Source organism: Williamsia muralis, assembly GCF_051487485.1.
Taxonomy (GTDB): Bacteria; Actinomycetota; Actinomycetes; order Mycobacteriales; family Mycobacteriaceae; genus Williamsia; species Williamsia muralis_B.
This window is the reverse complement of the sequence record NZ_JAHVCV010000002.1, coordinates 306806-332693: the sequence shown is the minus strand read 5'-3', so window position 1 is coordinate 332693 and position 25888 is coordinate 306806. Positions and strand designations below refer to the sequence as shown.

Sequence of the window (25888 nt, the reverse complement as noted above, 5' to 3'; positions counted from 1 at the left end):
TCTCAGCTCGTCGACGGTTGCGCATCGGTCGCCATCACCGACAACAGTTCGTACGCCACATGTGCGGCGGCGATACCGGTGATCTCGGCGTGGTCATACGCGGGCGCCACCTCGACGATGTCGGCGCCGACGATGTCGAGCCCGGACAGCCCGCGCAAGGTGTTCAACAATTCGCGCGACGTCATGCCGCCCGCTTCTGGAGTACCCGTGCCCGGTGCGTGCGCGGGGTCGAGCACGTCGATGTCCACGGACACGTACACCGGGCCTCCGGCGACGCGGCGGTGGATGCGCTCGATGATGCTGCGCACCGTGTCGAACTGATAGTCGTCGGAGCGGATCAGCTGAAAGCCGAGCACACCATCTGCTTCGAGATCCTGCGCGCTGTACAGCGGCCCCCGGATACCGACGTGCATCGACCGCTCCATGTCGATGAGACCTTCTTCGCTGGCCCGCCGGAACGGGGTGCCGTGCGTGTATGGCGCCCCGAAGTAGGTGTCCCAGGTGTCCAGATGGGCGTCGAAGTGGAGCACCGCAAGCTTTCCGCGCTCACGATGCAGCGCCCGCAGCAACGGTAGTGCCAAGGTGTGGTCACCGCCCAACGTCAGCAGCCGCGCCCCGTCCGATCCGAGGTGCGTGACGGCACGGTCGACCGTGTCGAGGGCATCGACGATGGCGAAGGCATTGACCGCGATGTCGCCGGCATCGGCAACCTGGTGCACGGCGAACGGCGAGATGTCCATGGCGGGGTTGTAGGGCCGCAACAGCTTTGACGACGCGCGGATGTGGCCGGGGCCGAAACGTGCACCGGGGCGGTAGCTGACCCCGGTGTCGAACGGGACGCCCACGATCTTGACGGCGGCCGACCGGACATCATCGAGACGTGGCAGGCGGGCGAAGGTGCCGGGTTCGGTGTAGCGGGGCACCAGACTTGCATCGATTGGGCCTTGAATCGAGTTCAACGTCACTGCTTTTCCTCAGTCCTTGTAGTCAGGTGCAATGCGCTCGACCAACCGCACCATGGCGGACCAGGCGAGGTCGATGCCGATGTCGTCGGTGAGATCGTCGCCGGTGTCTTCGGCGTTCAGTTGACGTGCGGTGTGTTCACGGATCGCCTCGTCCGGGACGATGACTTCGCCCGCGCGGGTGGCGGCGACCTGTATCTCGCAGGCCTTGTTGAGGTAGTACATCCGTAGAAAAGCTTGCGCGGGTGTGGAACCCACGGTCAGCAGACCGTGGTTGCGCAAGATCAGCGCCGGATGGTTGCCGATGTCTCGAACCAGCCGCTCTTGTTCGTCAAGGTTGAGAGCGACGCCCTCGTAGTCGTGGTAGCCGACGCGGTTGTGGAACTCCATCGAGATCTGGTTCAGGCCGAGGAGGCCGGTGGCCGAGGCGGCCACGGCGCAACCCGCCACCGTGTGGGTGTGAAGTACACAGTGCGCGTCTGGCCGGCTCCGGTGAATGGCACTGTGGATGACAAACCCGGCCGGATTGACCGGCGGACCACCGGGTTCGGTCAACTGACCGTCCACATCGATGCGGACCAGATTCGATGCGGTGATCTCCTCGAACAGCAGCCCATAGGGGTTGATGAGGAAATGCTCGTGCGGACCGGGTAGTCGAACCGAGATGTGTGTGAAGATCAGATCGGTCATCCGGAAGTGCGCGATCAACCGGTACACCGCGGCCAGTTGTCTGCGTAGTTCGAGTTCCTCGGCCGGAATGGTCGTGAGATCCGGCATCAGTAGCCGACCTTCGCGGACACCAGCTTCTGGAACATCGCGGTGATCTGATCCCAGTGTGTGACGAGATTGGTGCGGTCCGCCGCGGGAGATCTGCGACCGCTCTGCAGCTTGTGCAGGATTGGCATGTCCTGCTCATTGACCTCGAACAATATGTCCGTCAAGCGCTTTCGCTCGGTGCTGAACCGCTCACCCGTCGCCGTCTCGTCGACGAACACGGCCATGTGCTCGACGGTTCGTTCCGGGCCGGCGGCGTCGAATCCGATCACCTGGAACCAATCCGCTTCCAAGAACAGCAAGGCGTTCGGGAACACACAGAAGATGTCCTGGCTCTCGGTTCGAGCGGGAGGAACGTCACCGAGGAATGGCAACGCCTCATCGGTCTTGGCGGCCTTACCGGCCGCGCCATGGGGGTAACAGCCCCCGATGATGTGGTCGGCCAAACGGACATCGTCCACGTCCAGCGACGCAGTGACCGGCCCGACCTGTGGGTGGATGAACGGTAGGTGGTAGAAGTCGAGGAAGTTCTCCACCACCAGTTTCCAGTTCACTGCGATGTCGAACCGGCGCTCTTCGGCCAACTGGATGCGGTTGAAGTCGACGTGGTCCCATCGCGCCAGGATCGGTGCGAGCATGGCGGCGAAATCGGCATCGACCTGTTCCGTTCCGCCGGCCTCGGCGCTCTCGAGTGCCAGGTTGACGAAGACCATGCCCGCCCACACCTGGCAGGCGACAGGCAGCAGACCCAGGTGCTCGGCGCCGTCGGGTACGGCGCGCGTGCGCTCCCGGGTGAAATACGGTGTGGCGTGCAAACTTCCATCGAGATTGTAGGACCAACAGTGGTAGGCGCACTGAATCCGCTTGCGCACCTTGACCGGCTCATCGGTCATGGCCATGCCACGGTGTCTGCAGGAGTTGTGGAACACCCGGATCTGGTTGTCGTCGCCGCGAATGATCAGCAGGGGCTTGCCGCCGATGTCCACCGGATGCACCATCCCTGGTTCGTCGACCCAGTGCGCGTAACCGGCCCACACCCAGCCGGAGGAGAAGATCCGCTCCTGCTCGAGTGCGTATTCGGCCGGCCCGCTGTAGGCGCGCGCCGGGATGAGCGCGTGTCCGGTGGTGTCCGAGGATAGTGGGCCCGACAAAACCTGGTTGCCCGTGGTGGTGACCTGGTTCGGGCTGTGTGTGGTCATCAATGACTCCCGTGAGGTGATGGAACGGTGATCGGCGAAGTGGCCGGGGGAGAGGAGGGTTCGATCGCCGAGGCGGCGAATGCCTCGTGGGCCCAGCTCTTGAGGATCAGGGCCTCGGTCCACCGGTCCGACAGTTCGGCTCCTGCGGCGTCGGTGATCGCGTAGGGACGCGTACCGAGCTCGGTGCAGAACATGATCTGCCGGCCTGGGGAACTCCGCGCCCGAATGGATCGGAAGCCCTGTTCCCACCATCCACGGAACCGTTGTTCCCAACGTTCACCCGCCGGGGTGCCGAGGGGAATCTGGACCTGAGCGCGAGTGGCGATCCTGCCCTGAAGTGATCCGCAACGGTCCAGGATGGCGGTCACCAGGTCTTCGTACTCACGCGTGGGTTCGTCGGGCATCTCGTTGGCGCACACGTAATGTGAGAGGTCCCCGGCAAGCTCGATGCGTGGGTCCAGATGACGCAGGAGCAGCTCGCTGAATCGGATGTCGTTGGTGACGGTGTTGCGGTGTGTTTCCAACTGCATGTCGATCTGCTCATCACGGCACAGCTCGTACCACCTCGCCACGGTGCCGGCGAGGTCTTCGGGGTCGAACCCGTAGATCTGCGCGCACACGACCATCTGGCCGGCGCCGACCAGGTGGGCGTAGTCGATCGCCGCACGCAGATCGTCGATGGTGTGAACGAAAGCGAAGACGGCGACGTTCAAGTCCGACCCCTGGATGAGTGGGGCGAGCTCAGCCGCAGCAGGCGCCCGTCGTGCCCCGAGATCCACGGCGACCCCGTTGAAACCCGCGGCGGCGATGAGATGGATCTGTTCCGGAAGCGACCACGGAGCTGCGGTGCTGGGTAGGTCCTCCATGGCCCACAGTGACTGGAAGACAGCGAGTTCCGTGCTCATGGCACCGGCACCACGGGATCGTTGACGGTCAGCACGGGTGTGCCGGTTGTCATCCACTGCACCACGTTCTGCGCCTGAGCGACGATGTACCCACGCGTCGTGGCATCCGACAGGTACGCGACGTGAGGGGTGGAGAGCACATTCGGGTGCCCGATGAGGGGATCGGCGGGATCAGGGGGCTCGGTGTCGAAGACGTCGAGTGCGGCCGCCGCGACACGCCCGGTGTCGAGAGCGCGGAGCAGCGCAGCCGAATCGATGAGTGTGCCGCGCGCGACGTTGATCAGATGGACTCCCTCACGCATCTGGGCAAAAGCGTTTTCCCCGAGAAATTCTCGGGTGTCCTCGGTCAGCGGGAGATGCAACGAGATGACTTCGGATAGGCGGAGAACGGTGTCGAGGTCTGTCACCCGCGCGCCGTCGATGCCTGCCAGCAAGTTGCTAGCGGCCGGTTCCGGACGGTCGGTGCGGATGTCGAAACCCAGCACCTGGCGCGCCGTCGGTGCCGCCAGGGCCGCATATCTACGACCGGTGCTGCCCAGACCCAGTACACCGACCGTCATCTCGGACAATCGCTGCGGCAGAGGGGTGGGACGGTCCAGCCAGCCGCGTGTGGTGGGGAACCCGGCAAAGAAGGGGAGCCGGCGGATCAGTGCAAGTGTGAGGGTCCAGGCATGAATGGCCACCTCTTCGGCCGCGACGTCACCCACCGTGCACACCCAGATGCCCAGCTCGGCTGCGGCATCCACGTCGACGTTGTCGTGTCCACGCGAGAGCAACGCGACGATCTTCAGGTTCGGCAGCCGCAGCAACAGGTCTCGGTCGATCGGTGCGTAGCCGACGAGTAGAGCGGTGGCCCCGGCGGCGTCGCGGGCGATGACGTCGGGGTCCCGTGTCTGCAGTACTTCGACCCGAAAGCCATTGTCCCTCAGCAATTGACACCCGATGTCGGGGTCGAGGTCGTCGGTGTCGGTGTAGACCGCGAGCGGTCTGTTGTCGGGCATCGATGCTCCAGGATCAGCGCAGATGTTCAGCGCAGGTGCGAAAGGAATTGTTGGGTCCGCCGGTGTTGCGGGTCATCGAAGAACGGCCCCGGCGGTCCGGCTTCGACGATCATCCCGTCGTCGAAGAGGGCGACCTCGTCGGCGACGCGACGCGCGAATCGCGTCTCGTGGGTGACCACCACCATGGTCATGCCTTGTTCGGCGAGCTGCTCCATCACCTCGAGCACTTCTCCCACCAGTTCTGGGTCGAGAGCCGAGGTCGGTTCGTCGAACAGCATCACCGACGGGTTCATCACCAGTGCGCGGGCGATTGCCACGCGCTGCTGCTGACCGCCGGACAGTTCACTCGGAAAGTGCTTGAGCCGGTGTGCCATACCGACCCGTTCGAGCATGGCGGTGGCCTGCTCTTTGGCCTCGGCCCGTCGTATCCCGCCGACCTCGGTGAGCGCCAGAGTGACGTTGTGGAGCACATCGAGATGCGCGAACAGGTTGAACCGCTGGAACACCATGCCGATGTCGCGGCGCTGACGGGCCAACTGGGTCTCCCGCAGGGGCCGCGTCGCCCCGGTTGACCCGACGGACACACCCAATTGCTTGCCGTGTAGCAGGATCTCACCCTGGTCCGGTGTCTCGAGCAGAGCCATCAAACGCAGGATCGTGGACTTGCCCGAGCCGGAAGGGCCCAGCAGGGCTTTGACCTCACCCTTGTTGACCGTCAGGTCGACTCCCTTGAGCACTTCGGTCTGGCCGTAGGAACGGTGCAGGTTGATCGCCTGCAGGACTGGGCTGCTCATGCCGGAACCTTCTGCACGGTGGGGGTGATGCCGGATGTGTTGTGACCTTTCGAGATCCATCGGTATCGAGCCTCGATGAAGTACTGGATGACCATGGCCACACTGACAATCACGAGGTAGTAGACCAGGGCGGCCGAGTAGTACTCGGCGTAGCGGAACGTCACCGACACCTCGGCTTGCGCGGTGGTCAGCAACTCTCGCAGTGAGATGACCGATGCCAGTGACGTGTACTTCAGCATGGCGATGAACTCGTTGCCGCTGGGCGGGATCGCAACCTTGATGGCTTGAGGGAGAACAACTTTGAACAACACCTTGTGCGGCGGAAGGCCCAGTGCCCGCGCCGCGATGTGCTGGCCGTCGTCGACGCTGAGCAGCGCCGACCGCAGGATCTCGGCCATGTATGCGGCCTCCACCACCGCGAAGCCGATGAAGGCCGCCAGGAAGGGGGTGAACCAGTTCTCACGAAGCCCGGGGAACAGCTGTGGTCCGGCGTTCCAGATGAGCAGCAGCACCAGCAAGGTGGGTATGGCCCGGAAGAACCAGACGTAGACCCAGCCCGCAGCACGGGGAGCGGGATTCTTGGCGATGCGCAGGAGGGCAACCAGGAACCCGATCACGGTGGCTGCGATCATCGCGCTGATCGCCAGGCCGAGCGACAGCAGCGCGCCGCGGAAGAATGTCCCGGACGTCAAGGCGTCGGTGAAGACGCTCCACTCGAAGACCATCGCGGTCAGGTGACAATTCGGTTGGGATCAAGACCATACTGCTCGGCGAGCTTACCGAGTGTGCCGTTGGCGTCGAGCTCTTTGAGGCTGGTGCTGACCGCCGGGCTCAGCGGCGACCCCTTGAGGGTGAAGACGCCGAACTGGGTGTCGGCGGGGAACACGTCGGGAATGGACTTCAGCTTGCCCTGGGACTTCTCGACCATGTCGACGACGGCAACATCGGTCTCGATGAGTGCGTCTGCCTTCGAATTGGACAGAGCAGCAACAGTTTCCGATGTCTTGGGGTAGGGCTGCACGGTGATTCCCGGCTTGCCCTCGGATTCGAATCGGCTCGACAGATCACGCAGGGTCTGTTCGTTCGACCCACCACCCTGCACCGCGACCGTCTTGCCCGAGAGATCATCGGCTGTCGTGATGTCGCTCGTCTCCGTGCGCACGATCAACCCGGGTCCGGTCTCCATGAAGGGCGAGCCGTCGGCGACTTCGAGTCGTTCGGGACTCATGTAGAGCGCGGCCCAGAGGATGTCGCACCGTTTTGCCTGCAGCGCAGGCATCAGTCCGTCGAAAGCCGTGTTCTGCCACTTGATGTCGAGTTCCCAGAGATCCGCGAGTGCCCGCGCCGCGTCGGGATCGAAGCCGACGGGACTGGAGGTGTCGCCGTCCTTGAAGTACTCCATCGGCGGGTATTCGGGGTCGGTGCACACCGTCAGTTCGCCGCTCTTGAGAAGTCCCGCAGGCGCTTTGCCGGAGGCCTCGGTGCTTTCCGCACCGCCACCGCAGGCGGCGATGGTGGTGGCCAGCAGTACTGCGGCCGTAGTCGCTAGAACTCTTCGCATGTGGGGATCCTCAGGGTGTTGATTCGTGAGCACCGGCGGTGGTGCGGAACTGTCGGGTCTCACCGTAGGATCGCCGGCATAGGTCAGCAAGGCGAAATCTGCAATTAAACCGGGATCGATTGAAGGAAAGCCCAACTATGTGTGCATTTTGTAAACAAAGATCCACTGATTGGGCGTCCACCTGCAAAAACGTCCCGACGACGATCGGACCGGTCAATTGTTAAGTTCTCGTGAGCAGAGTCGATCCGGCCCGATGCCCGAGGTCGACATGCGCATCGTGGAGGCACTCCGACGCGATGGCAGAGTCTCCACACACGAGCTCGCCGACCAGCTGGGCCTGTCCAGAACCACCACCGCCAGGCGCCTGAGCCATCTGCTCGATGGGGGATTCGTCAGTGTGGTCGGTCTCGTGCATCCGCTGACCATCGGGATCAAATCGCTTGCCCACATCTCGATCTCGGTCGACCGGCCGGTGCGCCGGGTGGCCGAGGCCATCGCCGCCATGCCAGAGGTGCCTTTTGTGAGTCTGGCCTCGGGTGCCTTTCCGCTCATCGCCGAAGCCCGTGCCCACAGCGATGGCGATCTCGCGACGGTGCTCGATCGGGTGCGCTCGGTGGACGGGGTTCGTTCCACGGAAACACTCTTCTACACCGAGTTGGTGGTCGACGTGCTGCGCCCGACGCGCGCTGACGCCGTGGAGATCGACCGGGTCGATTCGCGGCTTCTGATGCAGTTGCAGATGGACGGCAGACTGTCGTACACCACCCTGGGCGAGCGGGTCGGGGTGTCGACGGGCACCGCCAGGACAAGGGTGCTGCGGATGATCGACGAAGGAGTCGTGAGGATCGGCGCGATCGCGAGGTCGGGCCGCGATACGGAATTCGATGTCGGGGTGGGTATCTCGTTGCGGGGCCCCGCCTCCACCGGAGGCGACCTGCTGTCGGAGATGCCCGAGATCCGTTTCCTGGCAGCCACTTTGGGGCGCTACGACCTGCTCGCCACCGTGCACGCGGATTCGCTGGCCGACATCGTCAGCGTTCTCGACCGGTTGCGTGCACTGCGACCCGTGCTAAGGCTCGACAGCTGGGTTCACCTCGACACCGTCAAGGAGAGCTATCACTACCCGGTGGAGGCGATGAAGCCGTGAGCGGGCGTGGGACGTCGTGGCTGACGCCGTCGACCTCTAGGCCGGTGCGGGCACGTGTCGTCGCTCCGGAGGGGCCCTCGGGCCGCGTCGACCCTACGGTCGCGGCCGGGTTCGCAGCGGCCGGGCTGATCTCCGGGGGCACTGTCCTCATTCGCAATTGGCCGCGGGAACGCGGACCCGGTGACGCCATCTGCGACGTCTTCGCCGAGATGGACGGCTACGTGGTGGCGTCGGATGCCGGTCTCACGGTCACCTCGCGATCAACCAGTGGGGTGCTCTGTCCTGTCGACGCGGCGGTGCACGAAGTTCCGGATCTCATCCCGTTGATCGCCGTGCTGGCCACGCGAACAACGGGGGTGAGCCGACTGAGGGGTGTCAATGAAGACGACGTCACCGGCATCATCGACAACGTGCGCAGACTCGGAGGTGTGGCGGCCGTCGTCGATGAGGAGCTGATCATCGAGCCTCGACCACTGGCCGCGGGTGTATGGGATGCCAGGGGCAGTGCCCCATCGGCCATTGCGGGCGCGGTCCTCGGTCTGGTCACCCCGGGCGTGCAGGTGGCGGGCTGGAACGTTGCGGAGGACGCCTATCGGGGGCTGACCACCGAGTGGCTGCGCATGATCTCCGCCGACGAATACCTCGTGCCAGGCAGTGCCAGGCTGCCTCATGAGTACATGCGCTGAAAGTTCATGTCGTCGGCAACCGGTGCGTGTCACGACCGGAAAGTTCCTGTTCAGGGCTAGTCGAGCGGGCAGATGACATTGTGGGGTGTGCCAATCGTGGTTGATTTATGACAACGGGCGTTGACAAGCTAGGGCATACCCCCTAGCGTCGTCTGGAACACGTTGCACAGGCCAGGAGAGTCGTTTTGACGAAAGCGCTGAAGTACGTCCCGGAACACACCCGCGACACCGATGGGCACGACTACGGCCAGGTCCTCGACGACCTGTCCAGCGCTTCGGTGCACAGGAACTTCGACCCGTATCTGGACATCGACTGGGACGCGCCGCACATGGCGATCACCGACAACGACCCGCGGTGGGTGCTGTCCAAGGTCGTCGACCCGATCGGCAGGCACCCCTGGTATCAGCAACAGCCTCTCGAGAAGCAGATCAAGATCGGCATGTGGCGTCAGGCCAACGTTGCCAAGGTGGGCCTTCAGTTCGAGTCCGTCCTGATCCGCGGTCTGATGCAGTACAGCTTCAAACTCCCCAACGCCGCCAAAGAGTTTCGTTACACGACTCACGAGGCCAAAGAGGAGTGCAACCACACCCTGATGTTCCAGGAGTTCATCAACCGCACCGGGGTGGACGTTCCCGGCGCCAAGCTCGGCTACCGGTTGATCTCGCCCCTGGTCCCGTTGGCCTCCACCATCTTTCCGACGATCTTCTACTTCGGGGTGCTCGGTGGCGAAGAGCCCATCGATCACATCCAGAAGGACTTCCTGCGCAATCGCGACGAGATGCACCCGACCATGATGGCCGTGATGCAACTGCACGTCGCCGAGGAAGCCCGGCACATCTCCTTCGCCCACCACCTGCTGCGCGAAACGGTGCCCCGCAAGTCCTGGGTGCAGCGCTTTCTCCTGTCGCTGATGCTGCCGATCGTCATGCGGGTGTTGTGCGGGGCGATCACCGTGCCACCCAAGTCTTTCGAGCGCGACTTCGACATCCCGCGCGAGGTCATGAAGGACATCTTCTGGAAGTCGGAGAGCTCCAAGCAGTTCCTCCGGAACGTCTTCGGTGATGTCCGGATGCTCGGAGAGCAGTGTGGCCTGATGAACCCGGTGTCGCGTGTGTTGTGGCGACTGCTCGGCATCGGCGGACGTCCTTCGCGCTATCGCAGCGAACCGACGTACACGGCGGCCTGAGAGTGCCCCATGTGGTGACGCAGGCGTGTTGCGCCGATGCGTCGTGCGTCTACGCGTGCCCGGTCAACTGCATCCATCCGACTCCGGATGAGCCCGATTTCCTCACGTCGGAGATGCTGTACATCGACCCGGCCACGTGCGTGGACTGTGGTGCATGCGTGAGCGCCTGCCCGGTGGGCGCGATCGTTCCGGGCAACCGGATCGAGCCCGCGCACGAACGCTATCCCGCCATCAACGCCGACCACTACTCCGAGGCGGCAACCCCGGCGGTCCGATTCCCGGTGGACCCGGGACTGCGCCTGCCCTTGGCGCCCATCTCGAAGCCCAAGCCGATGGCGTCGCCCGGCGGGGAACCGGTGCGCGTGGCAATCGTCGGTTCAGGCCCGTCTGCGATGTATGCCGCCGACGAACTGCTCCGGTACCCGAACGTGAGCGTCACCATCCACGAGAGACTGGACAAACCGTTCGGTCTCGCCCGTTACGGCGTTGCGCCCGATCATCTCTCGACGCGCAAGGTGATGGCGCTCTTCGACGAGATCGCGCGAGACGATCGGCTCGACATCCTTCTCGGCAGCGAACTCGGTCGCGACATCACCTTGGACGAACTGCAGCGGGACAACCACGCCGTGATCTATGCCGGGGGAGCCGGCACCGACCGGCGGCTCCAGGTTCCCGGTGCGGATCTGCCCGGTGTGGCCAGCGCGACAGAGTTCGTCGGCTGGTACAACGGGCACCCCGACTTCGCCGACCGTCGATTCGACCTCTCGTCGAGGCGGGTGGTGATCATCGGCAACGGCAACGTGGCTCTCGACGTCGCACGCATCCTCGCGACCGACCCGCAGCGCCTCGCTGCGACATCCATCTCACGGACCGCGCTCGAGGCGTTGCGTTCGTCGAAGGTCGAAGAGATCGTCGTCGCCGCGCGCCGTGGTCCCGATGGCGCCGCCTTCACCCTCCCCGAACTGATCGGACTGGCCGACGGGGGTGTCGACATCACACTCGACCCCGGCGCGCTCGACGCTGTGAACGCAAGTGCGCCAACCGACCCGACTGCGGCCGCCAAGCTGCAACTGCTGGCCGAGCTGGCAGGTCGTCCCCGTCGCACGGGACCGAGCATCAGGCTCGCGTTTCTCCGCTCGCCCGAACGCTTCGAGTGTGACGCGGCCGGGATGCTCGACGGCGTCACATTCGGGATCAATCGGCTCGATTCGCAGAGGGGTGGAATCGAGCCGACCGGTCAGGTCGAAACCGTCGCCGCCGGAGTGGTTCTCACGTCCATCGGATACCGAGGCGTGGAGGTTCCCGGCTTGCCGTTCGACCCTGTGCGCGGAGTCATCCCGAACGAGCAGGGCAGAGTTGTCACGTCGGCGGGCCCGATTCCCGGCCTATACGTGACCGGATGGATCAAGCGTGGCCCCTCCGGTTTCATCGGCACGAACAAATCGGACTCGGCCGAGACCGTTGCCCGTCTACGAGAAGATCTCGAAGCCGGCCGACTGGACGGACCGGCGAAGAAGAGCCGTCGTAAGCGCCTGTCGGCCCACTGAGCAACCGTCCTATCCGTCTCCTGTTCGAAAGTCGGCAGCGGGCAACTCAACAGAACAACTACAGGCTCGCAACCGCCTTCAGGTGGTCACGTCGGAGGCGGAATCACGCTGCGCCCCGGTCTTGTCCAAGACATCCTGAACGACCTGTGGAGTCGTGGCGCCGCCCTGGACGACGTAGATACGCTCGCCTTCGTGGGAACCGTTGGCCCACTTGTCGTTCTGCTGCCAGTCGATGATCTTGCCGTCGTTGTCGAACGCGATGGCGTCGTAGTCGGGATGCTCTCCCGCGAAGTGGGCGATCTGACGGGCTGTGGCGCTGACTTCTTCAGACATGGCGCCCGAGTACCCGAACTGCAGCCGTTCGACACATCGGGTGGCCCGGCCGGTGTCGGTGGCCTGCACACAAAAATGCCCTACCGGCGACGTCCATCGCGGACGCCCCGATAGGGCACTCGAGTGCTTGCTCAGGCGTGGTACGGCTCCGCGCTCACCAGGGTCACCGAGATGGTGGCCCCGCTGGGCACGGTGTACTTACGGGTCTCGCCGACCTTGGCGTCGATCAACGCGCCGCCCAATGGCGACTTCGGTGAATAGACCTCGAGCTTCTCGTCGGACGAACCCTGTTCGCGGGTCGCGATCAAGAAGGTCTCGGTGTCGTTCTCGTCGCCGTCGTAGTACACCTTCACCACGGAACCGGGCAGTGCCACCCCGGACTGGGTCGGCGTCTCGCCGACCTTGGCGGTGTTGAGCAACTCCTGGAGCTGACGGATGCGGGCCTCTTGCTGACCCTGCTCGTCGCGGGCGGCGTGGTAGCCACCGTTCTCCTTGAGGTCACCCTCTTCGCGGCGCTCGTTGATCTCGGCGGCAATCACCGGACGATTCGCGATGAGGGCGTCGAGCTCCTCTTTGAGCCGATCATGGGACTCCTGGGTAAGCCAGGTCACCTCGGTGTCGGTCATGCTCGTCACTCCCTCTCGTTAAATACAGCAACACGGCCCCTCTCGGGACCGTGTATCAGCCAAGAGTAGCAGGACATATGGACACGGCTCGAATTCTTATCGAATTGTGCCCTGCTGGGCGAGGGCCGTGCGGTAGCTGGGTTCACGGCTCTTGAGCCACCCGACCACCAGGTACGTCAGCGGCATGATGGCCAGCTCGACCAGGGTTTTCCACACGAATCCGATGAGGGTGTAGTTGATGAAGTCGGACCAGGTCGAGATGCCCAGGGCCGACGCTGCGATGGAACAGAAAACCAGGGTGTCGAAGAATTCGCCGACCACGGTGGAACTGAAAAGCCGGGCCCACAAACGTTTTTCTCCCGAGCGCTCTTTCATCTTCACGAGAACCCAGGAATTGAGGAATTCACCCACGACATATCCGGCGAGTCCGGCGGCGAGGAATTGCGGAACCACCCCCGCCACGGTCTCGAAGGATTCTTGGCCGTCGTAGAAGTCGGCAGCCGGCAGGTGGACGGTGAGCCAGAAGCACAGGGAAGCGATCAGGAGTACGGCGAAACCGGTGAGGATCGTGCGGCGCATCGCCTTGAAGCCGTACACCTCACTGATCACGTCGCCCAGCACGTAGGCGAGGGGGAAGAGGTAGAACGCTCCGTCGGTGACCAGGCCGTCCATGGACAGCGGCCCGAAGTCGAAGTGGAGGTCGGTGAACAACACCACACCTTTGGTGCCGGTGATGTTGCTGATCATCATCACGCCGACGAAGAGTCCGACGAGCGTGGGGAAGTAGTGACTGGTGATGGTGGCGAACGCCGGGCCCGTTCCCTTGGCGGTGAGCGGGTCCGGCTGCCCAGACTGTGTTGTTGGTGTCATGGGTGCCGATTATGGGGCACGTCCGGGCCGGCCGGTTCGTCGGTCAGGCGCTGGGCTGAGCGCCGCGCATCGGTGTGAACCGGTGCGCGAGGCACAGGGGAGTGCGTACTACGGAGAAGTCAGGGGGCCACGAGGTACGGCGGCACGGTGTCACTGCATCCGTAGACCTCGCCGACCGCGGGAGGGGCAGAGGTGCGGACCACTGCCGACATCGGGAGCCGGGGGTCCTCGGACGCCGGGACGTACACCTCGCGGCGCCCGGTCTCGGACCCGTCCTTGGATCTGGCCCGCACCACGCACGTGGCCGGGACGGTCGGGTCCTTGCGGTTGACGGTGAACTTCACCTCCACCGAGGTGTCGTCGAGGATGTCGTATCCGGTGGCTTCGCCGGAGATCTCCGGATCGGCGAACCGCTGGTAGGCGAGCCAGGCGATCACCACGCCGATGATGATCACCAGGCCGGTGAGCGCCAGGAACCAGCGTCTGCGTGATCGAGGTGTGCGTTCGGCCGGATAGCGGCCCTGCGGGAGGCTGCGGGCGCTGGTCATGGGTTCATACCTACCATGGAGTGGCAGAACCGAGACCGGCGCGGCGCGAGCCCGGGGTGCGGTGGGAGTATGGACAAGCGATTGACGACGGTGTGAAGGTGAGGACTACGCGTGGGTGGACTACGACTCATGGCGGTGCATGCGCACCCTGACGACGAGTCCAGCAAGGGTGCGGCCACCATGGCCAAGTACGCGGCCGAGGGCCACGACGTTCTGGTGGTGACGCTCACCGGTGGCGAGCGCGGGGACATCTTGAACCCGGCGATGGACCTGCCGGGCATCAAGGACCGGATGCCGGATGTCCGTCGTGAGGAGATGGCCAAGGCTGCCGCAGCCCTCGGTGTGCAGCAGACCTGGCTCGGGTTCGTCGACTCGGGGTTGCCCGAAGGTGACCCGCTGCCACCGGTGCCGGAGGGCTCGTTTGCCACGGTCCCACTCGACGAGGCCACCGAGGCGTTGGTACGGGTGATCCGGGATTTCAAACCGCACGTGATGATCACCTACGACGAACTCGGCGGATATCCCCATCCCGACCACATCCGGTGCCACGAGGTGTCGATGGCGGCGTACGAGACGGCGGGCGACCCGGACCGGTTCCCTGACGCCGGCGAACCGTGGACGGTGTCCAAGATCTACTACACGCACGGCTTCATCCGCGACCGGATGGTGTTGTTCTCCGATGAGTACGCCAAGATCGGCAAGGAGAGCCCCTTCAAGGAGTGGCTCTCCAAATGGGATCCCGAACGCGGCAACCTGATGGGCCGCGTGACCACCCAGGTGACATGTGGCGAGTACTTCCCGCAGCGCGACGAGGCTCTCCGGGCGCACGCCACGCAGATCGACCCGAACGGCGTGTTCTTCGCGGTCCCGATGGACTGGCAGCTCCGGCTGTGGCCGACCGAGGAGTTCGAGTTGGCGAAGACCAGGGTCAAGACCGCAATCCCCGAGACCGACCTGTTCGCGGGTATCGAACCCGATGCAAGTGAAGGTGAGGCGTCATGAGTGCCACTGCGTACGCTGCGGCGCAGCTCACCGATGTGTTGGCCAAGACGGAGGGTCCCGAGTTCGGCAAGGCGTCGCCGCTCGGCCTCTTGGTCATCTTGTTGCTGCTGGTGGGGACCGTTTTCCTGATCTGGTCCATGAACCGGCACATCCGCAACCTGCCCAAGAAGTTCGAGCGGGACCATCCTGAGGCCGACCAGGCCGCCGACGACGGGACCGACCTTGACCCGAGACACCAACAGCCTCGCTGAGGCGACCAGTCCCTACCTCCGTCAGCACGCCGACAACCCGGTCCACTGGCAACAGTGGAGCGCCGACGCGCTCGCCTGGGCGCGCGAACGTGACGTGCCGATCCTCCTCTCGGTCGGTTACGCGGCCTGTCACTGGTGTCATGTCATGGCGCATGAGTCGTTCGAGGACAACAACACCGCGGCAGTGATGAACGCGAACTTCGTGTGCATCAAGGTAGACCGTGAAGAACGCCCCGACATCGACGCGATCTACATGAACGCCACCGTCGCGATGACAGGACAGGGCGGGTGGCCGATGACCTGCTTCCTGACTCCCGATGGCCGTCCCTTTTACTGCGGCACCTATTTCCCGCCACGGCCAGGTCGCGGTATGCCGTCGTTTGTCCAACTGCTCGAGGCGATCACCCAGACGTGGGAACACAAGCGTGACGAGATCGACCGTGTCGGTTCTGCCGTCGTAGATCAGTTGCAGGCCAATGCTTCCGGCCTTCCCGAAGCTCAGGTCCCCATCGATCTGGAGCTGCTCGACCATGCGGTGACCACGATCCTCGAGGACGAGGACCACACCTACGGTGGATTCGGTGGAGCACCCAAGTTTCCGCCGTCCGCTCTGCTCGAAGGGCTGATCCGTGAGACCGAGAGGTCCGGTGACCACCGGGCGCTCGACGCTGCTGTGCGTACCGCGTCGGTGATGGCCCGGGGCGGTATCTATGACCAACTCGGTGGCGGCTTTGCGCGATATTCGGTGGACCAGAACTGGGTGGTCCCGCATTTCGAGAAGATGCTCTACGACAACGCGCAATTGCTGCGGGTGTACGCGCATCTGGCGCGCATCACCTCGGATCCGTTGGCGCAAAGGGTGACCGAGGAGACGGTTGCCTTCCTCGAAGCCGACCTCAAAGTCATCGGTGGTTTTGCTTCCGCCCTCGATGCCGATACCGATGGCGTCGAGGGGCTCACCTACGTGTGGACGCCGGCGCAACTCGCAGAGGTTCTGGGGGCCGACGACGGTGCCTGGGCCGCCGACTTGTTCACCGTGACGCCCACCGGAACCTTCGAAGAGGGGGCGTCCACGCTGCAACTGCGGCACGACCCCGACGATGTCGATCGATACCGTTCGGTGCGAGAGCGCCTCTCGGCGGCACGGGCCGAACGCCCGCAACCGGCGCGTGACGGCAAGGTGGTCACGGCGTGGAACGCCATGGCCATCACGGCGCTCGTCGAAGCGGGCGCCGGACTGAACCGGCCGGACTGGTTGGAGCTGGCGTCTTGGTGCGCCGACGAGCTGTTGCAGCGCCACATCATCGACGGGCGGCTCAGACGCTCCTCGCTCGATGGGCATGCGGGTGCCCCGCTGGCCGTCCTCGACGATCATGCGGCGCTGGTGACCGCTCTGCTGGCACTACATCAGGTCACCGGCGAAAGGCGTTGGCTCGATGCCGGACTCGACGTGCTCGACACCACCATCGACCTGTTCTCGGACCCGGAAGCGACCGGTTCGTGGTTCGATGCAGGCGTCGACGCCGAGGGGTTGCTGACCCGACCGCGCGATCCGATCGACGGCGCGACCCCCGCGGGCACCTCGCTGATCGCCGAAGCGCTTCTGACCGCGGCCCCGTTGTCGCCGGTGCAACGCCCTCGTGGATCGGGTGAGTATGCCGCTCTCGCAGATGCAACGTTGGCACGTGGAGGCGTACTGCTGGCCAAGTTGCCGCGATCGGCCGGACATTGGCTGGCGGTGTCGTCCGCAGCGGTTGCAGGCCCGGTGCAGATAGCGGTGGCGCAGACGGACACCGAGCCGAGCGAACTGCTGGCCCGGGCGCGCGTTCTCGCTCCAGGCGGCACCGTGGTGGTGGGAGGAACACTCGACTCGGCGCCCCTGCTCGAGGGGCGACCACCCGTGGACGGCAGGGCCGCCGCCTATGTGTGTCGTGGGTCGGTGTGCGGCCTACCGGTGACCTCGGTGGAGGCGCTGGCGGAGCAGCTGGCCAGTACGTCCGCGAATTGATCCATCGCCCAATCGATCTCGTCGACCGTGATGACGATGGGTGGGGCGAAGCGCAAAGTCGATCCATGGGTGTCCTTCACCAGCACACCCCTCTGGGCCAGTGCGGTGCTCAGTTCCTTGCCCGTTCCCAGAGCAGGGTCCACATCGATGCCGGCCCACAGCCCGACGCCGCGAATGCCGGTGAGGCCCTTGGTGCTCAACTCGTGTAACCGGTGATGAAGATGGTCTCCCAGTAGGGCGGCGCGGTCTTGCCAGTAGCCGGTTTCGAGCATGCCCACCACAGCCGAACCCACCGCTGCGGCAAGCGGATTGCCGCCGAATGTGGAGCCGTGCTCTCCCGGGTGCAGCACCCCCAGCACCGAGCTGTCGGCCACCACCGCCGAGACGGGCAGGACGCCCCCGCCGAGCGCTTTGCCCAGAACGTAGAGATCGGGGACCACCTGCCAGTGGTCGGAGGCGAAGGTCTTCCCTGTTCGTCCCAGGCCGGACTGTATCTCGTCGAGGATGAGCAGAACGTTTGTCTCCGAACAGATCCGGCGAACCGTCGGCAGGTAGTCGGGCGGTGGAACGATGATGCCCGCCTCGCCCTGGATCGGCTCGAGCAGGACCGCGACGGTGGTGTCGTCGATGGCTGCGGCCAAGGACTCGGCGTCGCCGAAGGGGACGGTACAAAATCCCGGCGTGAAAGGGCCGAAGCCGCGGCGTGCGGTCTCGTCGTCGGAGAAGCTCACGATCGTGGTGGTCCGCCCGTGGAAGTTCCCGCCGGCCACCACGATCGAGGCTGTCTCGGCGGGTACGCCCTTGACGTCGGTGCCCCATTTGCGGGCGACCTTGATGGCTGATTCGACGGCTTCGGCACCGGTGTTCATGGGCAGGGCCATGTCCTTGCCGCACAGGTCGGCAAGATCGCGGCAGAAGGGGCCGAGCCGGTCCGAGTGGAACGCACGACTCGTGAGCGTCACGCGTGTGAGCTGATCGGCCAGCGCGGCAAGGATCTCAGGGTTGCGATGGCCGAAGTTGAGCGCTGAATAACCTGCGAGGCAATCGAGGTATCGCTCGCCCGCGACATCGGTGATCCAGGCGCCCTGTGCCGAGGCGGCGACCACCGGCAGGGGCGAATAGTTGTGGGGGACATGGCGTGCGGCCATCGCGATGTGGTCGGCAGCGGCGAGTCCGGGACGGGGGATCGGCGAGGGGACGTCGGTGTCGAGGGTCATCTGCTCAGGGCCGGACCGAGCGGCGACAAACGTGAGCAGGAAAGCTTCATCCATCAAGGGTAGGGACACCGTTTGACGCAAGCAATGCTCGTGCATTGCGCACAGAGAGCGCATCTGTTGTCCGATCTGGCAAAATAGGGTGATCCGTTGCGTCGGGTCAGCGGACCATCAAGTGGGAAGTGACGACTGGCTGTGTTGGACAATCTCGACGAGGCGATCCTGGGTTGTCTGACCAAGGACGCACGACAGACCTACGCCCAGATCGGTGAGCAGGTCCGGTTGTCGGCACCGGCGGTGAAACGCCGGGTCGACCGGCTGGTGTCGTCCGGTGTGATCCGGGGTTTCACCGTTGTGACCGACCCTGCGGCACTGCAGTGGACAACCGAGGCGTACGTGCAGGTCTTCTGCCGCGGAACCGTCGCCCCGGACATCCTGGCGCGGTCGTGGGAGCACATCACCGAGGTGGTCAGCGCCGCGACGGTGACGGGCAAGGCCGACGCGATCCTGCGTGTGGTGGCCCGCGACGTCCAGCATCTCGAGGAAGCGCTCGAACGGATCCGCTCGGCAGAAACGGTGGACCACTCCGAGAGCATCATCGTGCTGTCACGAGTGATCGACCGCGGCCGGCCCTGATCGCTCCGGAGACGGCGCCTGACATGCGACATTGGGCACCGCGGCATTCCCGTGCTACTTTGGCCGACGTGAACATCAGTGCGCGCGTGTATTGGCGCTTTATCGAGGCTCCGGGTGGAGCCGCCGATACAGCGCTACGCTGACGCGTCCACACACCCGGAGCCCCGAGCAGTGACCACCTTTGGTCGCTGCTTTTTTCTTTGTCAGGGCACCGGTCAACAGGTGATGGTGCCCTTCGAATCAGGAAGGCACACAACATGACCAGCGGACTCCACGGACACGGAACGTTGTCCGGTCCCAACACCTCGGACCGCAGGATCCGCGCGCTGCGCGAGATCCCTTCACCCGACACCGTGCGCGCCGAACTGCCGCTGACCGGCCGTCGGGCCGAAGTGGTGCAACGCGACCGCGACGAGATCGCCGACATCCTGGCGGGTCGCGACGATCGGCTGCTTGTCATCGTCGGGCCGTGCTCGGTGCATGACCCGGTTGCCGCGATCGACTACGCACGCCGGCTGGCACCCATCGCTGCCGAACACGCCGATCGACTGAAGATCGTGATGCGGGTGTACTTCGAGAAGCCGCGGACAACGGTCGGGTGGAAGGGCCTCATCAACGACCCCGGCATGGATGGCAGTTTCGATGTGGAACGCGGACTGCGCGTCGCCCGCGGCCTGTTGCTCGACCTCATCGATCTCGGCCTGCCCGTCGGTTGTGAGTTCCTCGAACCCACCAGCCCGCAATACATCGCAGATGCGGTGGCGTGGGGCGCGATCGGCGCCCGGACAACGGAGTCGCAGGTCCACCGGCAGCTGGCCTCCGGCCTGTCGATGCCGATCGGCTTCAAGAACGGAACGGACGGGAACGTCCAGGTGGCCGTAGACGGTGTGAAAGCCGCTGCTGCGCAGCACGTCTTCTTCGGAGTCGATGACTTCGGTCGCGGTGCGATCGTGGAGACCGAGGGAAACACGGACTGCCACATCATCTTGCGCGGCGGCACCGCGGGTCCGAACTTCGACGTCGGCTCGGTGGACGGGGCACTGGCGTCGCTCGCCAAGGCGGGTCTTCCCGAACTCGTCATGATCGACTGCTCCCATGCCAATTCCGGTAAGGACCACATCCGGCAGGCGGAGGTTGCCACCGAGGTCGCCGCGATGATCGCGAGCGGTCAGCGCGGGATCAGCGGGGTCATGCTGGAGAGCTTCCTCGTCGCCGGTGCCCAGGCTCCGGACGCCGAGCCCCTCACCTACGGACAGTCGGTCACCGACAAGTGCATGGACTGGGATGCGACGGTGACTGTGATGCAGGCGCTTTCGGCGGCCAAGACGCGGGTCTGACCGCAGCGGGTGGCTGGTCGATGACCTATTCGAACAGGACCAGCCACACGGCGATGTAGTGCACGATCGCGGCAATGACCGTGCAGGCGTGGAAGAACTCATGGTGGCCGAATGTGGTCGGCCAAGGGTCTGGCCAACGGGTTGCGTACAGAACGCCCCCGATCGTGTAGAACAAGCCCCCGACCGCCAAGAGCGCAACGACGGCCACGCCGACCGAGTCGATCAACTCGGGGATGACCGCGACGATGGTCCAGCCCAGCAGAATGTAGAGCGGGACCCCGAGCCAACGGGGCGCCTGCGGCCAGAGAACTTTGAGGGTGACGCCCGCGAGCGCGCCGGACCACACGACGACGAGAACGGCGACCTGTTCGGGAGGTTCGAGGCCCATCACGCAAAACGGGGTGTAGCTGCCTGCGATGAAGATGAAGATCATCGAATGATCGGCCCGCTTCATCCAGAGCTTGGCGGTATCGGAAGTCCAATCGACCCGGTGATAGGTGGCACTGACGCCGAACAGACCACAGACGGTCAACGCGTAGATCCCGCACGCCAGCGCGGCCATCGGGCCGATCAGAGCCCACGCCACGGTGACCAGAACAAGTCCGGTGACTATGGCGACGAAGCCGGCGTAGAGGTGGATCCAACCGCGCATTCGGGGCTTGAGCTCGGCCAGCAGCGCCAGTTCGGAATCGATCACAACTTACGGTACCGAAGGTTCGGGCTGACCTCCATCGCTGCCGCGTAAGGTGTAGCGGGTGAAGCTCATCCCCGACACCATGCGCGGACCCATGTACCGGGTCTACGAACGTCGGCTGACTCACTATCTGGATCCGTCGCAGAACCCCCGGCACATCGCGATCATCTGCGATGGCAATCGGCGGTGGGCTCGCGAAGCCGGGTTCGAGGACGTCAACCACGGGCACCGGGTCGGGGCGCAGAAGATCGCCGAGGTTCTCCGGTGGTGCAGCGAACTCGGCATCGAGACCGTCACCATCTACCTGCTCTCCACGGAGAACCTGAGTCGCGATTCGGCCGAGCTCGGCGAGCTGCTGCAGATCGTGCCCGACATCGTCGAGGAGATCTCGGCGCCGGGCCAGCCATGGCGGGTGCAGATAGTCGGCGCGCTCGACCAGTTGCCCGATCAGGTCTCCGCGCGACTGAAGGCGGCGCAGCAACAGTCCTCCGGACGTACCGGACCCAATGTCAACGTCGCCGTCGGCTACGGCGGCCGCCAGGAGATCGTCGATTCCGTCCGGTCCCTGCTGGCCGACCGCATCGCGGCGGGCGACTCACCCGATCAGCTCATCGACGCCGTGACGGTGGAAGCCATCGACCAGAACCTCTACACCCGCGGCCAGCCTGATCCCGATCTGGTGATCAGAACCTCGGGGGAGCAACGGCTCTCGGGGTTCCTCCTGTGGCAGAGCGCTTATTCGGAGATCTGGTTCACCGACGCCTACTGGCCGGCGTTCCGGCGTGTGGACTTCCTGCGCGCACTGCGGGATTACGCCGCCCGCAGCCGACGCTTCGGCAAGTGATCTCAGCCGACGCTTCGGCAAGTGATCTCAGCCGACGCTTCGGCAAGTGACCTCAGCCAGGTCGGCGTCGGGCGTCAGATCTTGCGCAAGCGCACGCGATTGATGGCGTGATCGGCGTCTTTGCGGAGTACAAGAGTGGCTCGCGGCCGGGTCGGGAGAATGTTCTCCACGAGGTTCGGCCGGTTGATCCCGTTCCAGATGTCCCGGGCGGCAAGGGTGGCCTGTTCGTCGGTCAGCGACGAGTAGTGGTGGAAATGCGAATGTGGATCGGCGAATGCAGTGGTGCGCATCGCGAGGAAGCGATGGATGTACCAGTCCTCGATGTCCTCGATACGGGCATCGACGTAGATCGAGAAGTCGAAGAGGTCCGACACCATCAGCCGTGACCCGGTTTGCAGTACGTTCAGCCCCTCGACGATGAGGATGTCCGGTTGTTGCACATGGTGTTTCGTGTCGCGGACGATGTCGTAGGTGAGGTGGGAGTACACCGGCGCCGAGACATCGGCGGCCCCTGATTTGACCTCGGTGACGAATCGGAGCAGAGCGCGGCGGTCGTACGATTCCGGGAAACCCTTGCGGTGCATGATTCCGCGACGTTCGAGTTCGGCGGTGGGGTAGAGGAATCCGTCCGTGGTCACCAGGTCGACCTTCGGATGACTTTCCCACCGCGCCAGCAACGCCTGGAGCACACGCGCGGTGGTCGACTTGCCGACGGCCACACTGCCGGCGACCCCGATGATGAAGGGCACCTGGCGTTCGGGCTGCCGCTCGCCGAGGAATGTCGCGGTGGCCGCGAACAGCCGTTGCCGGGCGGCGACCTGGAGGTGGATCAAACGGGACAGCGGCAGGTAGACGTCGGCGACTTCGGTGAGGTCGATCTGCTCACCGAGCCCTCGCAGGTCGCGCAGTTCACCCTCGGTCAACACCATGGGCATCGACTGGCGAAGGTCGCGCCATTGCCTGCGGTCGAGTTCGATGTACGGACTCGGCTCGGTCATTCGCGACACGTCAACAATCGATCCGTGGGACCCATGGCATGTCATCAGTCTTGCGAACGCCTGGCAGGCAGGTGACTTCGGGGTGGTTTCGGTACCGTTTGAACCCATGCACACCAATGCGGTCGTCGAGCAGTATCTGCGGCTCGGGCTGGCTTTCGATCGGCTCGAACCGGGCTTTGTCGATGCCTTCACGGGCGATCCGGCCCTTCGTCGAGAGGTCGAGAACGGCGCAGCCCCCGACCCCAGGGAACTGGCGCGCCGAGCCGCGAGCCTGCGGGCCGACGTGGGCGGTGCGGGCCTGCCTCCTCAGCGTGTCCAGTTCCTGACCTCTGCTTTGCGCGCGCTCGAATGCTCCGCCCGGAAGTTCGCCGGCGACGAGATCACTTTTGTCGACGAGGTGCGCAATTACTTCGACGTCGACATCGAGATGGGCAAACCCGAGCTCTATCGGCAGGCTCACCTGGATCTCGACGCGCTCCTTCCTGGCAGTGGTGACCTCGCGGATCGTTACGCCGCGCATCGCCGCTCCGAGGAGATCCCAGCCGACAAGATCGCCGATGCGGTCTCGGCCTTCAGCAGCGCCCTGCGCGACAAGGTGCGCGGCACCTACACCTTGCCGGACACCGAGGTCGTCGATTTCGAGGTCGTCGCGGACAAACCGTGGTCTGGTTTCAACTATTACCTGGGTGACTATCGGTCCCGCGTCGCCATCAACGGCGACCTCACGCAGTACATGTCGTCGCTGCCACACCTGATCGCGCACGAGGCCTATCCGGGACACCACACCGAACATTGCCGCAAAGAGCAGATACTGGTCGGCGGGGGAGAAATCGAGCAGACGATCTTTCTCGTGAACACGCCCCAATGCCTCATGGCCGAGGGGCTGGCCGACCACGCGCTGGTCGCCGCGGTCGGTCCCGACTGGGGTACGTGGGCGCAGGAGATCTACGCCGACCTCGGGCTGCGCTTCGACGGCAGGCGCGCCGAGGCGATCGGGAAGGCCACCGGGGGACTGCTCGGTGTTCGCCAGGACGCGGCGCTCCTGCTGCACGACAGAGGTGCCGACCACGACACCGTTGCGGCGTACCTGCGGCAATGGTTGCTGGCGACAGACGAGCGGGCCAGGCAGATGCTGCGTTTCCTGTCGTCGCCCCTGTGGCGCGCGTACATCAGCACCTATGTCGAGGGGTATCGGCTGCTGCAGACGTGGCTCGAAGCCGGCGTCGCGGACGGCGCCGACACTTCGGTACCTGCCGGTGACCACCTCGCCCGGTTCGGCCGGTTGCTCGACGAACCCCTCACCCCGGCGGCGCTGCGCGCCGAACTCGCATTCCAGAGCTGATCGGCTCAGGCGCAGTTTTCACCACGTCGGACCCGTCTCCTAGACTGGCTGACGAGTACTTACCACCTCTTACGCTGCTTCGCGCGCCCAAGGAGAACAATGACCGACGTCAACACCGCATCCCTGGCTGAGCTAGATCCGGATGTGGCGGCCGCGATGAACGGGGAGCTGACCCGTCAGCGGGACACCCTCGAGATGATCGCGTCGGAGAACTTCGTGCCGCGCGCGGTGCTACAGGCGCAGGGCAGTGTGCTCACCAACAAGTACGCCGAGGGCTACCCGGGTCGCCGGTACTACGGCGGATGCGAATACGTCGACGTCGTCGAGGACATCGCCCGCAACCGGGCCAAAGAACTGTTCGGTGCCGAGTTCGCCAATGTGCAGCCACATTCGGGTGCTCAGGCCAACGCTGCGGTGCTGGCCGCCCTGATGGAACCCGGCGAGACGCTGCTCGGACTCGACCTCGCCCATGGTGGCCACCTCACCCACGGCATGCGGCTGAACTTCTCCGGCAAGCTCTACGAGAACGCTTTCTACGGCGTGAGCAAAGAGGACTTCCGGGTGGACATGGACGAGGTGCGCAAGATCGCCCTCGACACCAAGCCGAAGGTGATCGTCGCCGGTTGGTCGGCCTATCCCCGAACCCTCGATTTCGAGGCCTTCCGGTCCATCGCCGACGAGGTCGGTGCCCACCTGTGGGTCGACATGGCCCACTTCGCCGGTTTGGTCGCCTCGGGTCTGCACCCGTCACCCGTGCCGTATGCCGATGTGGTGTCGTCCACGGTCCACAAGACTCTCGGCGGCCCGCGGTCGGGCATCATCCTCGCCAAGCAGGAATGGGCGAAGAAGCTGAACTCGGCCGTGTTCCCCGGCCAGCAGGGCGGCCCGCTCATGCACGTGATCGCCGCGAAGGCCGTGGCCTTGAAGATCGCCGCCACCGACGATTTCAAAGAACGACAGGAACGCACACTGGTGGGCGCGAAACTGCTCGCCGAGCGGCTAACCGCCAAGGACGTGAGCGACGTCGGCGTATCGGTCCTCACCGGTGGTACCGACGTGCACCTCGTGCTCGTCGATCTGCGCAACAGCAACCTCGACGGTCAGCAGGCCGAGGACCTGCTGCACCAGGTCGGGATCACCGTGAATCGCAACGCCGTGCCGTTCGACCCGCGCCCGCCGATGGTCACCTCCGGTCTGCGCATCGGAACCCCGGCACTTGCGACTCGGGGTTTCGGTGAGGATCAGTTCCGCGAGGTCGCCGACATCATCGCGTCCGCGCTTGTCGGTGGTCAGTCGGCCGACGTCACCGCCCTGCGTCAGCGGGTGTCCCAGCTCGCTCTCGACTTCCCGCTGTACGAGGGCCTCGAGCAGTGGGGTCTGCTCAGCACCACACGCTGAGCGTCGACGGCCGAGCTGGCGCTT

27 protein-coding genes are annotated in these 25888 nt (G+C 64.8%); 12 read left to right on the top strand and 15 right to left on the bottom strand.

The window, feature by feature from the left end; genetic code table 11:
- Positions 1-2: 2 nt before the first annotated feature.
- The 8 genes from speB to KXR83_RS04785 are packed head-to-tail and all read right to left on the bottom strand — an operon-like array spanning position 3 to position 7196.
- The gene (gene speB, locus KXR83_RS04820) at positions 3-965 is read right to left on the bottom strand and encodes an agmatinase (RefSeq protein WP_437423821.1); all 963 of its coding nucleotides are present in this window, start codon (positions 963-965) and stop codon (positions 3-5) included.
- A gap of 9 nt (positions 966-974) precedes the next feature.
- Positions 975-1739, bottom strand: a complete 765-nt coding sequence (locus KXR83_RS04815; RefSeq protein WP_437423820.1) for a class II aldolase/adducin family protein — start codon at positions 1737-1739, stop codon at positions 975-977.
- Complete coding sequence (locus tag KXR83_RS04810) at positions 1739-2935, bottom strand: aromatic ring-hydroxylating oxygenase subunit alpha (RefSeq protein WP_437423819.1); 1197 nt, start codon at positions 2933-2935, stop codon at positions 1739-1741. Before KXR83_RS04810 ends, KXR83_RS04815 begins: the two co-directional genes overlap by 1 nt.
- Positions 2935-3840, bottom strand: coding sequence for a sugar phosphate isomerase/epimerase family protein (locus KXR83_RS04805; protein ID WP_437423818.1), 906 nt, complete (start codon positions 3838-3840; stop codon positions 2935-2937). Before KXR83_RS04805 ends, KXR83_RS04810 begins: the two co-directional genes overlap by 1 nt.
- Positions 3837-4841: a C-terminal binding protein gene (locus KXR83_RS04800; RefSeq protein WP_437423817.1), complete on the bottom strand. Its 1005-nt coding sequence runs from the start codon at positions 4839-4841 to the stop codon at positions 3837-3839. The genes KXR83_RS04805 and KXR83_RS04800 overlap by 4 nt, the downstream gene beginning before the upstream one ends.
- 26 nt (positions 4842-4867) lie before the next feature.
- Positions 4868-5635, bottom strand: a complete 768-nt coding sequence (locus KXR83_RS04795) for an amino acid ABC transporter ATP-binding protein (protein WP_437423816.1) — start codon at positions 5633-5635, stop codon at positions 4868-4870.
- Positions 5632-6360, bottom strand: coding sequence for an amino acid ABC transporter permease (locus tag KXR83_RS04790; RefSeq protein WP_030170909.1), 729 nt, complete (start codon positions 6358-6360; stop codon positions 5632-5634). The genes KXR83_RS04795 and KXR83_RS04790 overlap by 4 nt, the downstream gene beginning before the upstream one ends.
- Positions 6361-6365: 5 nt before the next feature.
- Positions 6366-7196 (bottom strand): transporter substrate-binding domain-containing protein, encoded by an 831-nt coding sequence (locus KXR83_RS04785; protein ID WP_437423815.1) that lies wholly within the window; start codon positions 7194-7196, stop codon positions 6366-6368.
- Positions 7197-7449: 253 nt separating this feature from the next.
- Between KXR83_RS04785 and KXR83_RS04780 the strand changes: the two genes are divergently transcribed.
- The 4 genes from KXR83_RS04780 to KXR83_RS04765 all read left to right on the top strand — a co-directional run bounded on the left by KXR83_RS04780 (position 7450) and on the right by KXR83_RS04765 (position 11763).
- Entirely contained in the window at positions 7450-8343 is an 894-nt protein-coding gene (locus KXR83_RS04780) for an Lrp/AsnC family transcriptional regulator (RefSeq protein ID WP_437423814.1), read from the top strand.
- Positions 8340-9029: a hypothetical protein gene (locus tag KXR83_RS04775; protein ID WP_437423813.1), complete on the top strand. Its 690-nt coding sequence runs from the start codon at positions 8340-8342 to the stop codon at positions 9027-9029. Before KXR83_RS04780 ends, KXR83_RS04775 begins: the two co-directional genes overlap by 4 nt.
- Positions 9030-9214: 185 nt before the next feature.
- Positions 9215-10216: an AurF N-oxygenase family protein gene (locus KXR83_RS04770; protein WP_437423812.1), complete on the top strand. Its 1002-nt coding sequence runs from the start codon at positions 9215-9217 to the stop codon at positions 10214-10216.
- 2 nt (positions 10217-10218) lie between these two features.
- Positions 10219-11763: a 4Fe-4S binding protein gene (locus KXR83_RS04765; protein ID WP_437423811.1), complete on the top strand. Its 1545-nt coding sequence runs from the start codon at positions 10219-10221 to the stop codon at positions 11761-11763.
- Positions 11764-11841: 78 nt separating this feature from the next.
- Here KXR83_RS04765 and KXR83_RS04760 read toward each other — a convergent pair whose 3' ends face one another.
- The 4 genes from KXR83_RS04760 to KXR83_RS04745 form a co-directional block, all read right to left on the bottom strand.
- Positions 11842-12096 carry a hypothetical protein gene (locus KXR83_RS04760; RefSeq protein ID WP_437423810.1) on the bottom strand — a complete coding sequence of 85 codons (255 nt, stop codon included), beginning with the start codon at positions 12094-12096 and terminating at the stop codon, positions 11842-11844.
- Between the two features lie 131 nt (positions 12097-12227).
- A complete protein-coding gene (gene greA / locus KXR83_RS04755) occupies positions 12228-12722 on the bottom strand; it encodes a transcription elongation factor GreA (protein WP_030170928.1) in 495 nt (164 codons plus the stop codon).
- Positions 12723-12818: 96 nt separating this feature from the next.
- Complete coding sequence (locus KXR83_RS04750; RefSeq protein WP_437423809.1) at positions 12819-13592, bottom strand: queuosine precursor transporter; 774 nt, start codon at positions 13590-13592, stop codon at positions 12819-12821.
- 119 nt (positions 13593-13711) lie between these two features.
- A complete protein-coding gene (locus KXR83_RS04745; RefSeq protein WP_062799928.1) occupies positions 13712-14140 on the bottom strand; it encodes a DUF4307 domain-containing protein in 429 nt (142 codons plus the stop codon).
- 129 nt (positions 14141-14269) lie between these two features.
- Between KXR83_RS04745 and mca the strand changes: the two genes are divergently transcribed.
- Genes mca through KXR83_RS04730 form a run of 3 tightly spaced genes read left to right on the top strand, consistent with a single transcriptional unit; the run spans position 14270 to position 17401 of the window.
- Positions 14270-15142, top strand: a complete 873-nt coding sequence (gene mca, locus KXR83_RS04740) for a mycothiol conjugate amidase Mca (protein WP_437424444.1) — start codon at positions 14270-14272, stop codon at positions 15140-15142.
- Entirely contained in the window at positions 15139-15393 is a 255-nt protein-coding gene (locus tag KXR83_RS04735; protein WP_023963047.1) for a hypothetical protein, read from the top strand. Before mca ends, KXR83_RS04735 begins: the two co-directional genes overlap by 4 nt.
- Positions 15365-17401 carry a thioredoxin domain-containing protein gene (locus tag KXR83_RS04730; RefSeq protein ID WP_437423808.1) on the top strand — a complete coding sequence of 679 codons (2037 nt, stop codon included), beginning with the start codon at positions 15365-15367 and terminating at the stop codon, positions 17399-17401. The genes KXR83_RS04735 and KXR83_RS04730 overlap by 29 nt, the downstream gene beginning before the upstream one ends.
- Here KXR83_RS04730 and rocD read toward each other — a convergent pair.
- A complete protein-coding gene (rocD, locus tag KXR83_RS04725; RefSeq protein ID WP_437424443.1) occupies positions 17314-18549 on the bottom strand; it encodes an ornithine--oxo-acid transaminase in 1236 nt (411 codons plus the stop codon). The two genes, KXR83_RS04730 and rocD, sit on opposite strands and share 88 nt — an antisense overlap.
- A gap of 255 nt (positions 18550-18804) precedes the next feature.
- On the opposite strand from rocD, the gene KXR83_RS04720 reads away from it, so the two are divergent.
- Entirely contained in the window at positions 18805-19251 is a 447-nt protein-coding gene (locus KXR83_RS04720) for an Lrp/AsnC family transcriptional regulator (protein WP_031333588.1), read from the top strand.
- A gap of 257 nt (positions 19252-19508) precedes the next feature.
- Positions 19509-20588 (top strand): 3-deoxy-7-phosphoheptulonate synthase, encoded by a 1080-nt coding sequence (locus KXR83_RS04715; RefSeq protein ID WP_437423807.1) that lies wholly within the window; start codon positions 19509-19511, stop codon positions 20586-20588.
- Between the two features lie 25 nt (positions 20589-20613).
- On the opposite strand, the gene trhA is transcribed toward KXR83_RS04715, so the two are convergent.
- Entirely contained in the window at positions 20614-21240 is a 627-nt protein-coding gene (gene trhA, locus KXR83_RS04710; protein WP_437424442.1) for a PAQR family membrane homeostasis protein TrhA, read from the bottom strand.
- Between the two features lie 103 nt (positions 21241-21343).
- Here trhA and KXR83_RS04705 point away from each other — a divergent pair, with 103 nt between their 5' ends.
- Positions 21344-22126 carry an isoprenyl transferase gene (locus tag KXR83_RS04705; protein WP_437423806.1) on the top strand — a complete coding sequence of 261 codons (783 nt, stop codon included), beginning with the start codon at positions 21344-21346 and terminating at the stop codon, positions 22124-22126.
- Positions 22127-22200: 74 nt separating this feature from the next.
- Here KXR83_RS04705 and coaA read toward each other — a convergent pair whose 3' ends face one another.
- Positions 22201-23133 (bottom strand): type I pantothenate kinase, encoded by a 933-nt coding sequence (gene coaA, locus KXR83_RS04700; protein ID WP_023963057.1) that lies wholly within the window; start codon positions 23131-23133, stop codon positions 22201-22203.
- A 97-nt stretch (positions 23134-23230) separates the two neighbouring features.
- Here coaA and KXR83_RS04695 point away from each other — a divergent pair, with 97 nt between their 5' ends.
- Positions 23231-24466, top strand: a complete 1236-nt coding sequence (locus tag KXR83_RS04695) for a DUF885 domain-containing protein (protein WP_437423805.1) — start codon at positions 23231-23233, stop codon at positions 24464-24466.
- A 99-nt stretch (positions 24467-24565) separates the two neighbouring features.
- Positions 24566-25864: a serine hydroxymethyltransferase gene (gene glyA / locus KXR83_RS04690; RefSeq protein WP_437423804.1), complete on the top strand. Its 1299-nt coding sequence runs from the start codon at positions 24566-24568 to the stop codon at positions 25862-25864.
- The last annotated feature ends 24 nt before the right edge of the window (positions 25865-25888 follow it).

What these genes read in the sequence shown, in the direction of transcription:
- KXR83_RS04715 (WP_437423807.1), top strand. Translation starts at nt 19,509, where the DNA reads ATGACCAGCGGACTCCACGGACACGGAACGTTGTCCGGTCCCAACACC.
- KXR83_RS04800 (WP_437423817.1), bottom strand. Translation starts at nt 4,841, where the DNA reads ATGCCCGACAACAGACCGCTCGCGGTCTACACCGACACCGACGACCTC.
- KXR83_RS04805 (WP_437423818.1), bottom strand. Translation starts at nt 3,840, where the DNA reads ATGAGCACGGAACTCGCTGTCTTCCAGTCACTGTGGGCCATGGAGGAC.
- KXR83_RS04815 (WP_437423820.1), bottom strand. Translation starts at nt 1,739, where the DNA reads ATGCCGGATCTCACGACCATTCCGGCCGAGGAACTCGAACTACGCAGA.
- KXR83_RS04795 (WP_437423816.1), bottom strand. Translation starts at nt 5,635, where the DNA reads ATGAGCAGCCCAGTCCTGCAGGCGATCAACCTGCACCGTTCCTACGGC.
- KXR83_RS04790 (WP_030170909.1), bottom strand. Translation starts at nt 6,360, where the DNA reads ATGGTCTTCGAGTGGAGCGTCTTCACCGACGCCTTGACGTCCGGGACA.
- KXR83_RS04750 (WP_437423809.1), bottom strand. Translation starts at nt 13,592, where the DNA reads ATGACACCAACAACACAGTCTGGGCAGCCGGACCCGCTCACCGCCAAG.
- KXR83_RS04810 (WP_437423819.1), bottom strand. Translation starts at nt 2,935, where the DNA reads ATGACCACACACAGCCCGAACCAGGTCACCACCACGGGCAACCAGGTT.
- KXR83_RS04745 (WP_062799928.1), bottom strand. Translation starts at nt 14,140, where the DNA reads ATGACCAGCGCCCGCAGCCTCCCGCAGGGCCGCTATCCGGCCGAACGC.
- KXR83_RS04760 (WP_437423810.1), bottom strand. Translation starts at nt 12,096, where the DNA reads ATGTCTGAAGAAGTCAGCGCCACAGCCCGTCAGATCGCCCACTTCGCG.
- KXR83_RS04695 (WP_437423805.1), top strand. Translation starts at nt 23,231, where the DNA reads ATGCACACCAATGCGGTCGTCGAGCAGTATCTGCGGCTCGGGCTGGCT.
- glyA (WP_437423804.1), top strand. Translation starts at nt 24,566, where the DNA reads ATGACCGACGTCAACACCGCATCCCTGGCTGAGCTAGATCCGGATGTG.
- rocD (WP_437424443.1), bottom strand. Translation starts at nt 18,549, where the DNA reads ATGGCCGCACGCCATGTCCCCCACAACTATTCGCCCCTGCCGGTGGTC.
- mca (WP_437424444.1), top strand. Translation starts at nt 14,270, where the DNA reads ATGGCGGTGCATGCGCACCCTGACGACGAGTCCAGCAAGGGTGCGGCC.
- KXR83_RS04735 (WP_023963047.1), top strand. Translation starts at nt 15,139, where the DNA reads ATGAGTGCCACTGCGTACGCTGCGGCGCAGCTCACCGATGTGTTGGCC.
- KXR83_RS04780 (WP_437423814.1), top strand. Translation starts at nt 7,450, where the DNA reads ATGCCCGAGGTCGACATGCGCATCGTGGAGGCACTCCGACGCGATGGC.
- trhA (WP_437424442.1), bottom strand. Translation starts at nt 21,240, where the DNA reads ATGCGCGGTTGGATCCACCTCTACGCCGGCTTCGTCGCCATAGTCACC.
- KXR83_RS04785 (WP_437423815.1), bottom strand. Translation starts at nt 7,196, where the DNA reads ATGCGAAGAGTTCTAGCGACTACGGCCGCAGTACTGCTGGCCACCACC.
- greA (WP_030170928.1), bottom strand. Translation starts at nt 12,722, where the DNA reads ATGACCGACACCGAGGTGACCTGGCTTACCCAGGAGTCCCATGATCGG.